Source organism: Streptomyces sp. NPDC041205 (genome assembly GCF_055591765.1).
This window is the reverse complement of record NZ_JBVIZH010000002.1, coordinates 960179-973620: the sequence shown is the minus strand read 5'-3', so window position 1 is coordinate 973620 and position 13442 is coordinate 960179. Positions and strand designations below refer to the sequence as shown.

At 70.3% G+C, this 13442-nt stretch carries 10 protein-coding genes; 6 read left to right on the top strand and 4 right to left on the bottom strand.

The window, feature by feature from the left end; translation table 11 throughout:
* Positions 1–13: 13 nt before the first annotated feature.
* The 3 genes from ACZ6BG_RS11260 to ACZ6BG_RS11250 all read right to left on the bottom strand — a co-directional run bounded on the left by ACZ6BG_RS11260 (position 14) and on the right by ACZ6BG_RS11250 (position 2690).
* Positions 14–1513, bottom strand: a complete 1500-nt coding sequence (locus ACZ6BG_RS11260) for an APC family permease (RefSeq protein ID WP_468999653.1) — start codon at positions 1511–1513, stop codon at positions 14–16.
* Positions 1514–1633: 120 nt separating this feature from the next.
* Complete coding sequence (locus ACZ6BG_RS11255; protein ID WP_468999652.1) at positions 1634–1828, bottom strand: DUF397 domain-containing protein; 195 nt, start codon at positions 1826–1828, stop codon at positions 1634–1636.
* Positions 1829–1838: 10 nt separating this feature from the next.
* Positions 1839–2690, bottom strand: a complete 852-nt coding sequence (locus ACZ6BG_RS11250; RefSeq protein ID WP_468999651.1) for a helix-turn-helix domain-containing protein — start codon at positions 2688–2690, stop codon at positions 1839–1841.
* Between the two features lie 298 nt (positions 2691–2988).
* Between ACZ6BG_RS11250 and ACZ6BG_RS11245 the strand changes: the two genes are divergently transcribed.
* Positions 2989–3357, top strand: a complete 369-nt coding sequence (locus ACZ6BG_RS11245) for an ATP-binding protein (protein WP_468999650.1) — start codon at positions 2989–2991, stop codon at positions 3355–3357.
* A 109-nt stretch (positions 3358–3466) separates the two neighbouring features.
* Positions 3467–4078 (top strand): Uma2 family endonuclease, encoded by a 612-nt coding sequence (locus ACZ6BG_RS11240; protein WP_469000215.1) that lies wholly within the window; start codon positions 3467–3469, stop codon positions 4076–4078.
* Between the two features lie 6 nt (positions 4079–4084).
* Here ACZ6BG_RS11240 and ACZ6BG_RS11235 read toward each other — a convergent pair whose 3' ends face one another.
* Positions 4085–4369 carry a hypothetical protein gene (locus ACZ6BG_RS11235; RefSeq protein ID WP_468999649.1) on the bottom strand — a complete coding sequence of 95 codons (285 nt, stop codon included), beginning with the start codon at positions 4367–4369 and terminating at the stop codon, positions 4085–4087.
* A 111-nt stretch (positions 4370–4480) separates the two neighbouring features.
* Here ACZ6BG_RS11235 and ACZ6BG_RS11230 point away from each other — a divergent pair, with 111 nt between their 5' ends.
* The 4 genes from ACZ6BG_RS11230 (at position 4481) to ACZ6BG_RS11215 (ending at position 13349) form a co-directional block, all read left to right on the top strand.
* Complete coding sequence (locus tag ACZ6BG_RS11230) at positions 4481–4816, top strand: hypothetical protein (RefSeq protein WP_385714259.1); 336 nt, start codon at positions 4481–4483, stop codon at positions 4814–4816.
* A gap of 237 nt (positions 4817–5053) precedes the next feature.
* Positions 5054–6304 carry a L,D-transpeptidase gene (locus tag ACZ6BG_RS11225; RefSeq protein WP_468999648.1) on the top strand — a complete coding sequence of 417 codons (1251 nt, stop codon included), beginning with the start codon at positions 5054–5056 and terminating at the stop codon, positions 6302–6304.
* A gap of 293 nt (positions 6305–6597) precedes the next feature.
* Positions 6598–9873 (top strand): S8 family peptidase, encoded by a 3276-nt coding sequence (locus ACZ6BG_RS11220; RefSeq protein WP_469000212.1) that lies wholly within the window; start codon positions 6598–6600, stop codon positions 9871–9873.
* Positions 9874–10025: 152 nt separating this feature from the next.
* A complete protein-coding gene (locus tag ACZ6BG_RS11215) occupies positions 10026–13349 on the top strand; it encodes a S8 family peptidase (protein WP_468999647.1) in 3324 nt (1107 codons plus the stop codon).
* Positions 13350–13442 lie beyond the last annotated feature (93 nt).

Genomic DNA, 13442 nt, shown 5'->3' with positions numbered 1-13442 from the left:
CCGAGGGGCTTTCTTAGGGCTTCGGCAGCGGCTCCGGCTCGTCCGGAGCCGGGCCGTCGCCCACCGCCCCGGCGGCCTCCGCCTCTGCCTCCGCCTCCGTGCGGAACTCCTCCCTGATCTCCTTCGGCCCGAACGGCCACACCTTCTCGAACCGCGCCCACACCACGAACGCCACGCACCCGAGCGTGACCCACGCCAGGGACCACTCGATGGGGTGGCGGCCCGGTGAGTTCTCGTCGGCGTACCCGTAGATGACGAGCCAGCCCGCGAGGGCGACGAAGCTCGGCAGCGGGTAGAGCCACATGCGGTAGGGGCGGCGGAGGTGGGGCCTGCGGCGGCGCAGGACGGTCAGGGCGAGGATCTGCGCCAGCGCCTGGACCAGGACCATCACCGCCGTCAGCAACTGGATCAGGGTCGCCAGGTCCGTGTGCCGGCCGAGCAGGAAGCCCGCCGACGTCACCACGCCCATCGTCGCGAGGCCCAGCGTCGGGAAGCGGTGGCGGGGGTGGAGCCGGGCGTAGGGGCGGAAGAAGACGCGGTCGCGCGCCGCGTCGTAGGGCACCCGGGAGCCGCCGAGCAGGCCCGCGAAGACCGACGCGAACGCCGTGACCAGGATCAGTACGGTGATCACGTCGGCGGGGCCCTTGCCCCAGGTCTCCTCAAGTACCGCTGAGGCCACGGACGTCGAGGCGATGTCGCCGGGGTCCGTCATGCGGTGCCAGTCGATGACGCCCAGCGTGCCGATCTGGAGCAGCAGGTAGATCGTCATGATGCCGAGGATCGAGAAGACGATCGCGCGGGGCAGGGTGCGCCCCGGGTCCTTGATCTCGGCGCCGAGGTAGGCGGCCGTGTTGTAGCCGAGGTAGTCGTAGATGCCGATGGTCAGGCCGCCCGCGAAGCCGACCCAGAAGCTGTTGCTCGTCAGCTCGAACGCGTCGGACGGGTACGTGAACGCCATGTCGGCGTCGAAGCGCGTGAGCGACGCGAGGATGACGCAGCCGACGGACACGAGCATCACGACCCACATCACGGCCGTGATCCGCGCGATGTGCTCGATGCCCCGCCACAGCAGCGCGATGACGAGGGCGATGACGCCGAGCCCGATCAGGTCGCCCGTGGTCTGCCCCATGTCGGGGGCCAGATAGCCCAGGTACTGCACGAAGCCGACGATGCCGGTGGACATGCCGATCGGGATGAACAGCATCGCCGTCCACACGAACAGGAACGGCATGAGGCGCCCCGTGCGGTACTGGAACGCCTGCCGCAGGTACACGTAACTCCCGCCGGAGCCCGGCATCGCGGCGCTCAGCTCCGCCCAGATCAGCCCGTCGGCGAGCGCGAGCAGCGCACCCGCGACGAACCCGGTGACGGCCTGCGGCCCCCCGAACGCCGCGACCATCAGCGGGATCGTCACGAAAGGTCCGATGCCACACATCTGGCTCATGTTGATGGCGGTGGCCTGGAAGGGGCCGATGCGGCGGACAAAACCCTTGTCTGAGCCCGTTCCTGGCATGGGAGCCTCCTGGGCGCGACGGAACCGGTCGGTACGGCTGATCGTCAAAGGTACGGACGATCGCCGCCGCGCCCAAGAGGTCGGACGAAAACGGGAGTTGGGGCTGGAACGCCTTGGGGCTCAATGAGCGTTGAACGGCTCCGCCGGGCGCAGGGCGGCTATGAGGGCGCGGAGCTGGCGGGGGCCGGTGGTGAGGATGGTGTCGGGGTCGTCGCTTTCGCGTAGGTGGACGGTGCCGGTTGCCGACGCGGCGACGTATACGCAGTTGGCGGCCTCTGCGCTGAATGTGGACTTCTGCCACTGGAGTTCGGACATCGGGGGTTCCTCAGCTGTCGCGGGCGATGCGTTCGATCAGGGTGCGGGACGAGGCTTCGGGGAGGGCGCGTGACTCCATGCGGTCCAGTACGGACCGGTAGCGCTCCAACTGGGCCTCCGCGTCCAGGAATTCGCACCCATGGTCGGTGTCGAGGACCACGGTGTCGAGCTGCGGGACCGGCCCGGACGCGTACGTGATGGGCTGGCCCGAAGCCGGGAAGCGGGCTTCGCCGAAGGGGATGACCAGCACGGTGACGGTGTCGTGCTCGCTCATCTCCCGCAGATACGTGAGCTGCTCCCGGGCCACGTCGGGCCCGCCGAAGCCCATCCGCAGGGCTGCCTCGTGGACGATGGCGGTGTACGGCGTCGGCGTGCCCTCGAAGAGGACTGCCTGGCGCTTCACGCGGTACGAGACGCGGTGCTCGATCTCGTGCGGGCGCAGGGGCGGGACGGATTCGCGCATGGTGGCGCGTGCGTGGTCGATGGTCTGCAGCAGCCCCGGCATGTGCATCGTGACCGCCACGCGCAGCGCCGTTGCGTAGTGCTCCAGTTCGGCCAGGTCGAGCAGTCCGGTGGGGAGGGTGTCGCGGTACTCCTCCCACCAACCGCGCTTGCGGCCACCGGTCATCGCGGTGAGTGCGTCGATGTAGTGGTCGTCCGCGCAGGTGTAGTTCCGGGCCATGGTGCGGACGCGGTCGGCGCCCACCGCGTAGCGCCCCGCTTCGATGTTGCTGATGCGGGCCTGGGGGCCGCCGAGCAGGGCGGCCGCCGCGGTCGAGGTGAGCCCCGCGCGCTCGCGGAGCTTGCGCAGTTCGGTACCGAGTCGCTGCTGGCGCAGGGTCACGGTGTTACTGGGTGGCATCGGGCGTCACTTTCCCTGAGGCGTGCCGGAGTCGTCACCCACACGAGTGGGAATGGAAGCTCTTCGCTCCAACAATGGAAGACCTTACATTTTCGCCGCTACGGTGAGTCGTGTACGAGTCGACCCACCGTCCCCCAGGAGCCAGCCATGGCCACCGTATCCCCGCCACAACCCCCAACTCCCGCCCCCGCCTGGGCGTACGCCCTCCACCTCCCGCACGACCCCCGCTCCCCCCCGGATCGCCCGAGCCACCCTCCGCACCGTCCTCTCCGCGCACGGCCTCTCCGTACTCAACGACGTGGCCGAACTGCTGACGTCGGAGCTGGTCACCAACGCCTACCGGCACAGCGGGGGCCCCGCCGCGCTGCGGCTGCGCGAGCTGGACGGCGGGCGCGGCCTGCGGGTCGCGGTGTGGGACACCGACCCGCGCGTCCCGCCCCCGTTCGACCGGGGCGACGGCGAGCACGGCCGGTGCGGGGCCCTCCGCCCGGTCCCGCTCACCCCGGCTGCGGCGGGCGACGGGGGACGCGGGCTGTTCCTCGTCTGCCACTACGCGCACGTGTGGGGCGGCTACCCGCTGGGGGACGACCTCTTCGGCCGGGGCGGAGAGCTGCTCTGGTTCGAGCTGGGGGCGGGGCGGCCGGACGGCTGGGCGGTCGCGGCGTGAGTGCGGCGGAGGAGTCGTCCCCGTGGGGTGGGGGGCCCTTGGCTCCCGCCGGGGCTACCGTGGAGGCAGCGACACGTTCTGTAGCCGATGGAGGACCGTGGTGACCACCATGACCGAGCGGCCGGCGGCGACCATGGAGCCCTCCTCGGGTGAAACCTTCGAGGACCTGCTGCGACTCGTCGAGGAACTCAACACGCCTGACGGCTACAAGACCGAGCTCATCCGGGGGAAGATCGTCGTGTCGCCGTGGTCCAAGCTGCGCTACAAGAAGCCGATGAAGTCGCTTCGGCGCCAGCTGGAACCGCATGCCCCGGAGGGGCACGACGTCGACACGTCTCCCTTTCTCTTCAGCTTCCCGAGTGTCGGGCGGGCCTTCGGGCCGGACCTGCACGTCGCCGACGAGGCCGCGTTCGAGGGCGAGGGCCGCCACGCGGACGGCGCCGCCCTCTCCCTCGTCGCCGAACTGACCTCCGTGTCCACCAAGGACGTCGACTGGCTGGACAAGCTGGATGCGTACGGGTGCGTGGTGCCCGTCTATCTCGTGCTCGACATGCAGGCCGAGGAGGTCACGGCCTTCTGGGAACCGTCGCCGAGGGGGTACCGGTCCCGGACCACGGTGCCGTTCGGGGACGTGCTGCACATCCCCGAACCCTTCGGCTTCGAACTGGACACGGCCGACTTCGTCACTCGGGGTGCCGAGACGGCGCCCACGGCCCAGTAGCCGCCGTCAGGCGGCCTCCACCCGCTCCCGCCGCACCGAGTACAGGACGAACCCCGCCCCAAGACCCAGGAACGCCGTGCCCCCGGCCACGTACGGAGTCGTGTCGACGCTGCCGGAGTCGGCGAGGCGGCCGTCGGCGTGGGCTGTCTCGTGCGTCGAGCTCGCCGAGTGGCGCGCGATGTCGCCGGGCGCGCCCGGTGACGCGGTCGCCTTCGCGGAGGGGACGAACCACAGGGCGCCGAGCAGGGCCCCGGCTGCGGCTGCGGTCAGCAACGGTCGACGTGCGATCACGGGAAACGGATCCCCCTTGTGGAGCTGGCGAATTGGCCGTCTGGGGCGATGCTAGTGAAAGGCGCGGGTCGCGGGAAAGCCGAGCCGGTGACGGGCCGTACGCTCCGGCGTATGAGTACGGACGAGACATCACGCTTTGTGCGACTGCGCGTCGAATTGGTGGTCGAGGTCGACGGCCCCGAGGACCTGCGCTCCACCGCCCTCGGGCGCATCGCCCAGGACACGTACATGCCGGACGACGAGCGGGCGCACGCCCAGGCGGCCGTGAAGGAGGACGACGCGGAGGCGCTCGCCTACCTCGTGGACCCCGTCGACCTCGTCGGGAACGTCCCCGGCGTGGAGCTGACCCAGGCCTCGTGGAGCAGCGAGGTGATCGACTACGACCCCGATTCGCCGGAATGGGACCCGGACGAGCATGATGACGCCGAGGACGGCGACGAGCCGTAGCCGCGGCGGGCGAACAGCGTCCCGGGAAGCGTTTTCCGAAACTCGGAGCCCCGGGCGGCAACCGCCGCCCGGGGCTCAGTCGTCTCCTGGATGCACGGCAGTCCCGGCCGCACCGCCGACGTGGCGTTCACCACATCTTCGGCTGAAATGGAACGGGATGAACCGGCAAGGCGTTAGGCGGGGTTGCGGGGGGACCCGCGGGGTCTTGGGGATTCGGCGACGATGGAGAAGCGTGTAATGACGGACAGTAAGCGGCGCAGGGGTCTGATGGCCGTGTCCGCCCTGGTCGGCGGGGTGCTTGTGCTCTCCGCCTGTAGCGACGACGGCGGCGACAAGAGCGGCTCCGGCAGCGGCAAGAAGTCGCAGAACCAGGTCGACGAGGCGGCGGCCGAGAAGACCTCGGAAGCCAAGATCGAGATCGCGCCGAAGAACGGCTCCGACAACACCGGCATCAACAACGACGCCAAGGTCACGGTGAGCGAGGGCACGCTCACGAACGTGGCCATGAAGACCGAGGACGGCACCGCCGTCGCCGGCCGGATATCCGCGGACAAGAAGTCGTGGAAGCCGAGCGCCCAACTGGAGCGCGCCACCACCTACAAGATCGCGGTGACGGCGAAGGACTCCGAGGGCCGCAAGGCGCACGAGAACTCCTCGTTCACCACCGTCTCGAAGGCCAACAGCTTCATCGGCAGCTTCACGCCGGAGGACGGCTCGACCGTCGGCGTGGGCATGCCGGTGTCGATCAACTTCGACAAGGCGATCACGAACAGGAAGGACGTGCAGTCCCGCGTCAAGGTGTCCTCCAGCAGTGGCCAGGAAGTCGTCGGGCACTGGTTCGGGGCCAACCGCCTCGACTTCCGCCCCCAGGACTACTGGAAGGGCAACTCCACGGTCACCCTGAAGCTGAACCTGGACGGCGTCGAGGGCGCCGACGGGGTCTACGGCGTCCAGCAGAAGACCGTCACCTTCAAGATCGGCCGCAATCAGGTCTCGGTCGTCGACGCCAAGACCAAGCAGATGAAGATCATGCGGGACGGCAAGGTCGTCAAGACGATCCCGATCTCCGCGGGCTCGCCGGAGAACAAGACGTACAACGGCAAGATGGTGATCTCCGAGAAGTTCAAGGAGACCCGGATGAACGGCGCCACCGTCGGCTTCACGGACAACGACGGCAAGGGCGAGTACGACATCAAGGACGTGCCGCACGCCATGCGCCTGTCCTCCTCCGGCACCTTCATCCACGGCAACTACTGGGGCTCGCCGTCGATCTTCGGCAACGTGAACACCAGCCACGGCTGCATCGGTCTGCAGGACGCGAAGGGCGCGGGCGACAAGTCGAAGCCCGGCGCCTGGTTCTTCGAGAACTCGATCACCGGTGACGTCGTGGACGTCCGCAACACCGGCGACAAGGTCATCGCCCCGGACAACGGCCTCAACGGCTGGAACATGAGCTGGGCGCAGTGGAAGGCGGGCTCCGCCGTCTGACCGGCGAACCCCTCCGGCCCACGCGCAGTGGCCCGCACCCCACCGGGGTGCGGGCCACCGTCGTGTCCACGGTGTTGCGGCACCATGTTGAACCGGCCAACAACACCAACTAATCACTTCTGCCTCATAGTTGAGCAGATATCGTCCTCCTTGACATAGTGCGTGACTCAGTGCTTTCACCTTGAGGGGGAAACTTGCTCAGACAAGTACAGAAAGCGAAGAGACCGGTCACCGCGCGGCGTGCCGCAGCGGCCGCCGTCGCCACCGCCGCAGCCGTGGCGCTCGCGGCGGGCATGACCAGCCCGGCGCAGGCCGACCCGGACGCGGCCCGCCCGGCCGGTACCTCGGCTGACGAAGTCAGGGTGCCGGTACGCCACCACATCACGCTGCTCACCGGCGACCGCGTCACCCTGGACAGCTCGGGGCGCCCCATCGCGTTCGACCCCGCCAAGGGCCGTGAGCGGATACCCGTGCGGACCACCCAGCGGGACGGCCACATCCTCGTCGTACCGGCGGACGCCCAGCGCCTGATCGCCGACGGCACGCTTGACCAGCGTCTGTTCGACGTCACCGAGCTGAGCAAGAAGGCCAACCGCACCGCCCAGAAGCAGGGCCTGAAGGTCATCGTCGGCTACAAGGGCGCGGCCGGTGCGGCCAGGTCCGAGGTGCGCGACGCGGGCGGCACCAAGCTCCGCCGCGCCCTGAAGACCCTCAACGCCGACGCGGTGCAGACCCCCAAGCGGGACGCCGCCCAACTGTGGCAGGCCCTGACGGCCGAGCGGGACGGGGAGCGCACGACCGCGTCCGGCATCAGCCGCGTCTGGCTCGACGGGGTGCGCAAGGCCAGCCTCGACAAGTCCGTCAAGCAGATCGGCGCTCCGAAGGCGTGGGAGGCCGGGTACGACGGCAAGGGCGTCAAGATCGCCGTCCTGGACACGGGCGTCGACGCCACCCACCCGGACCTGAAGGAACAGGTCGTCGGGGACAAGAACTTCACGCCGTCGCCGGACACCAAGGACCGCGTCGGGCACGGCACGCACGTGGCGTCCATCGCGGCGGGCACCGGCGCCAAGAACGCCGCGTACAAGGGCGTCGCCCCGGGCGCGAAGGTCCTCAGCGGCAAGGTGCTCGGCGACACCGGCTCCGGCGACGACTCGGGCATCATCGCGGGCATCGACTGGGCCGCGGCCGAGGGCGCCGACGTCGTGAACCTGAGCCTCGGCGGCGGTGACACCCCGGGTGTCGACCCGCTGGAGGCCGCGGTCAACAAGGTCTCCGCCGACAAGGGCATCCTCTTCGCCATCGCCGCCGGGAACGACGGCTCGCCCCGCTCGGTCGGCTCGCCCGGCAGCGCGGACGCGGCGCTGACCGTCGGCGCGGTCGACGACAACGACAAGCTGGCGGAGTTCTCCAGCCAGGGCCCGCGTGTCGGCGACGGTGCCATCAAGCCCGACGTGACCGCGCCCGGCGTCGGCATCACGGCCGCCGCCGCGCCCGGCAGTGAGATCGAGAAGGAGGTCGGCCAGAAGCCGGAGGGCTATCTGACGATCTCCGGTACGTCGATGGCGACCCCGCACGCCGCGGGCGCCGCCGCCCTCCTCAAGCAGCAGCACCCCGACTGGAAGCAGCCGGAGCTGAAGGGCGCGCTGACCGCGTCCACCAAGGGCGGCAAGTACACGGCGTTCCAGCAGGGTTCGGGCCGTATCGCCGTGGACCGGGCCATCAAGCAGACGGTGATCGCCGACCCGGTGTCGGTCAGCTTCGGCACCCAGCTGTGGCCGCACACCGACGACAAGCCGGTCACCAAGAAGGTCACCTATCGCAACCTCGGCAAGGACGAGGTCACCCTCGACCTCACCGCCGAGTCCGTCGACCCGAAGGGCAGGCCCGCGCCTGACGGGTTCTTCACGCTCGGCGCGAAGAAGGTCACCGTCCCCGCGGGCGGCACGGCCTCCGTCGACCTCACGGCCGACACGCGCTTCGGCGGGGCGGTCGACGGCGGCTACTCCGCGTACGTGGTGGCGACCGGCGGCGGCCAGAGCGTCCGCACGGCCGCCGCGGTCGACCGCGAGGTCGAGTCGTACGACCTGACGGTCAAGCACATCGGCCGGGACGGACAGGCCGCGAAGCACTACAACACCACGCTCGTCGGCATCTCCGGGCTCGGCAAGGAGCAGTTCCTCCCGGTGTACGACGAGTCCGGGACCGCCAAGGTCCGGGTGCCCAAGGGCGGTTACGTCCTGGACGCCGGTGTCCTCGTCGACCCGCAGGACGTCACCAAGGGCGCCGACTGGATCTCGCAGCCGAAGCTCGACGTCACCAAGGACGCGACGCTGACGGTGGACGCCCGCACCGCCAAGCCGGTCGACATCAGCGTGCCGTCGTCCGCCGCGAAGTCCGTGTTCGCCTCGCCCTCGTACGAGATCACCGCGGGTGAGGACGGCTACGGCTTCGGCTGGTGGCTGGACTCGTACACCGGGCTGCGCAGCGCGCACCTCGGCCCGCAGGTCACCGACGGCTCGCTGTTGCAGAAGTGGGAGGGGCACTGGACGAAGGGCGAGAAGGCGCAGTACAGCACCGTCGCCGGCGGCCCCGTGAAGCAGCTCGCGACCGGCTTCACCCGCGAGTACAAGGACGCCGACCTCGCCACCGTGAAGGCGGGCCTCGGCGCGTCCTCCAGCGGCAAGCAGGCCACGGCCACCGCCTACGGCCGCCTGCCCGGCAGCTTCAGCGCCACCGGCTTCAGCGCCCCGCAGAAGGCGCCGAGCACCCGCACCCTGTACGTCTCCACGGACGACAAGGTGAAGTGGAGCCTGGAGTACGAGCAGCGGGGCGGTGTCGACGAGGACGGCTGGCCGATCATCGACGCGCAGTACACGCTCGGCAAGCCGCAGGCGTTCGCCGGGGGCAAGACGTACACCAAGACGTTCAACACGGCCGTCATCGGGCCGCGCGTCGGCGGTGACTACGGAGTCGTGCGCGACGGCGACAAGCTCGCGGGCTACCTGCCGGTGTTCGCCGACGGCAAGACGCACGCGGGCGGCTCGCTCTACACCTCGGTGAAGACGACGCTGACCCGCGACGGCACCCAGATCGGCACCAACGACGACCCGCTGACCGGCGACAAGCCGTTCACGGTCCCCGCGGGTGACGCCGAGTACAAGCTGTCGACGTCCGTGAAGCGCTCGGTGGCCGTCTCCGCGGCCTCCACGCGGGTCGACGCCAACTGGACGTTCCGCTCCAAGAAGACGTCCACCGCCACGAAGCTGCCCGTCTCCGGCGTGCGCGTCGACGCGGCGGTCGGCCTCGACAGCCGGGCCCCCGCGGGCGCCAAGCAGTCCGTGCCGGTGAAGGTGACGGGCGCGGCGGCCGGCGCCAACCTCAAGACGCTCTACTTCTACGTCAGTTACGACTACGGCCAGAAGTGGGACCCGCTGAAGGTCAAGAACGGCAAGGTCGAGGTCACGAACCCGGAGAAGGGCAAGGCGATCTCGTTCCACGCCAAGATCACGGACAAGAAGGGCAACAAGTCCACGATCTCGATCTACAACGCGTACTACGGGAAGTGACCCGCACGCCAGGGGAACTGATCCGCGTCCGGCGGGAACCGACCTGATTCCCGCGGACAGTTGAAGGAGTGTGAGGAGCGGCTCCCGAAGCCTGAAGGGCTTCGGGAGCCGCTTCCTGTGTACGGACCACACTTCGACGGCAGGGGGAGATCTTGCGTCAGCACAGGAAGAAGGCGTACGCGGCGGTGATCGCCGCGGCGCTCGCGGCGGGCGTGGTCGGGCCCGCGGCGGCGGGGACGGACGGCGGGGCGGAACGCCGGAGCCGCCAGCAGGCGTCCGGGCAGGCCGGGACCACGCACCGCCTGACCCTCGTCACCGGCGACCGTGTCACCGTCGACGCCAGGGGGCGCCTGGTCGGCTTCGCACCGGCGGCGGGGCGCGAGCGCATACCCGTGAGCACCCGGACCGTGCGCGGCCACGCCCTGGTCCTGCCGTACGACGCCGAGCGGCTCATCGCCGAGGGCAAGGTCGACCGACGGCTCTTCGACGTCACGGAGTTGACCAGCAAGGCGAACCGAAAGGCCCAGCGGCGGGGCCTGAAGCTGATCGTCGGCTACCAGGGCACCGCGCGCGGCGCCAAGGCCGGGGTCCGAGCCGTCGGTGACACCACGGTCCGCCGCAGCCTGACGTCCCTGAACGCGGACGCCGTGACCACGCCCAGGAAGGACGCGGCCGCCCTCTGGAAGACCCTCACCGGCGGCAAGCGCGGCACCGCGTCCGGCGTCGGCCGCGTCTGGCTGGACGGGACGCGGAAGGCGAGCCTCGACAAGAGCGTCGAACAGATCGGGGCGCCGAAGGCCTGGCAGGCCGGGCTCGACGGCAAGGGCGTCAAGATCGCCGTCCTGGACACGGGCGTCGACGCCACCCACCCGGACCTGAAGGACCAGATCGTCGGCGAGAAGAACTTCTCCGCGGCCGTCGACACCAAGGACCGCGTCGGGCACGGCACGCACGTCGCGTCGATCGCGGCCGGTACGGGGGCGAAGTCGGGCGGCAGGTTCAAGGGCGTCGCCCCGGGCGCGAAGGTCCTCAGCGGCAAGGTCCTCGGCGACGACGGCAGGGGCAGCGACTCCGGGATCATCGCGGGCATGGAGTGGGCGGCCGCGCAGGGCGCCGACGTCGTGAACGTCAGCCTCGGCGGCACCGACGACATCGGCGTCGACCCGCTGGAGGAGGCCGTCAACAAGATCTCCGCCGACCAGGGCGTCCTGTTCGCCGTCGCGGCGGGCAACGAGGGCTATCGCGGCTCCATCGACTCGCCGGGCAGTGCGGACGCGGCGCTGACCGTCGGCGCGGTCGACGACAACGACAAGCTCGCGGGCTTCTCCAGTCAGGGCCCGCGTGTCGGCGACGGTGCCGTCAAGCCGGACGTGACGGCGCCGGGCGTCGACATCACGGCCGCCGCCGCGCCCGGCAGTGAGATCGAGAAGGAGGTCGGCCAGAAGCCGGAGGGCTACCTGACGATCTCCGGTACGTCGATGGCGACCCCGCACGCCGCGGGCGCCGCCGCCCTCCTCAAGCAGCAGCACCCCGACTGGAGGGCGGCCGACCTCAAGCGGGCCCTGACGTCGTCCACGAAGGGCGGCGCGTACACGCCGTACCAGCAGGGTTCGGGGCGTATCGCCGTCGACAGGGCCGTCGGGCAGAAGGTGGTCGCCGACCCGGTGTCGCTGAACTTCGGCGCGCCGAAATGGCCGCACACCGACGACAAGCCGGTCACCAAGAAGGTGACGTACAAGAATCGCGGCACGAAGGACGTCACCCTCGACCTCTCGGTGACCGCCACCGACCCGAAGGGGCGCCCGGCCCCGGGCGGCTTCTACACGCTCGGCGCGAAGAAGGTGACGGTGCCCGCGGGCGGGCGCGCGGCGGTCGGCCTGACGGCGCACACCAAGCTCGGCGGCTCGGGGCGCGGCACCTACTCCGCGTACGTCGTGGCGAAGGGCGGCGGGCAGAACGTGCGCACGGCCGCCGTGGTGCAGCGCGAGGGGGAGACGTTCGACCTGACGCTGAAGTACGTCGGGCGTGACGGTCGGCCCGCGAGGTTCTACTCGTCCGGCCTGATCGGCCTGAGCGGGCCCGGCGCCGACGCGGACTTCGAGGTCCACGACGTCTCCGGAACGGTCAAGCTCCGGGTGCCCAGGGGCGGTTACCTCCTCGACGCGAAGATCTACCAGGACCCGGAGGACGCCGCCAAGGGCGTCGACTGGCTCGCCCGGCCGAAGCTGAACGTCACCAAGGACATGACGCTCACGGTGGACGCGCGGACGGCGAAGCCGGTGGACATCACGGTGCCCGACAAAGGCGCCGAGCAGGTGACCGCCTTTCCCCAGTACGAGCTGCCGGACGACATGGGCGCGGGAGTGAGCGTCGACTCCTACGCCCAACTGCGCACCGCGCACCTCGGCCCCGAGGTCACGGACGGCTCGCTGCACCAGCAGTGGGCCGGGTCGTGGGTCAAGGGCGGCGACGAGCAGTACGACATCCTCGTCGGCGGCAAGGTCGACCGGCTCGCGACCGGCTACACCAAGCACTTCGAGGACAGCGAACTCGCCACCTTGAAGACCCGCTTCGGGGCGTCGGCCAAGGGCAAGAGGGGGGTGGCCAGCGCCACGGGGTGGCTGCCCGGGGGCAGCGGCATCGGCACCGGCTGGATGGCCCCGCAGAACGCCCGCACCACGCGGACGTTCCACGTGTCCACGGCGGACAAGGTGGAGTGGGACACGTTCTTCCACCAGTTGGGGAAGGACCAGAACGGCGACGTGACCGCCGAAGCGACCTACAGCGTCCACCCGTCGGCGGTGTACCAGCCGGGCAGGACCTACACGAGGACGTTCAACACGGCCGTGTTCGGGCCACGCCTCGGTGGTGACCTGGGGATCCACCGCGAGGGCAACGGGATCTACGGCTTCGTGCCGGTGGTCGCCGACGGCGAGGGGAACGAGGGCGACTCCCTGTTCTCCTCGGTGCGGACGACCCTGTACCGCGACGGCCGCAAGATCGGAGAGAACAAGGACCCGCTGTCCGGCGACGAGTCCTTCAAGGTCCCGGCGTCTGACGCCGAGTACCGCCTCGTCACGTCCGTGCGGCGGGACCCGCGCGTGGCACCCGTCTCCTCGCGCGTCGACGCGAGCTGGACGTTCCGCTCCAAGAAGGTCGGGGAGGAGACCCGGCTGCCCGGGTCGACGGTCCGCTTCACGCCGAAGGTGGGCCTGGACAGCCGGGTGCCCGCGGGGGTGACCCAGTCCGTGCCGGTGACGGTCCAGGGCGACGCCGCGGGCGCCGGCCTCAAGTCCCTCGCCGTGTACGTCTCCCACGACCGGGGCCGCACCTGGAAGAAGGCGACGGTGCGCGACGGCCGGATCTCCGTGCGGAACCCGGCCGCGGGCAAGTCGGTCTCCTTCCGCGCCGAGGTCGAGGACAAGAAGGGGAACAGGGCGACGGTCGCGATCCGCGACGCGTACATCGGGAAGTGAGGGGCGCGTACGGAGTGAAGTGAGGGGCGCGTAGGGCGTGAGATGAGGGATGCGTACGACGCGCCCATGAGGGACGCGTGCCTCCACGGGGGT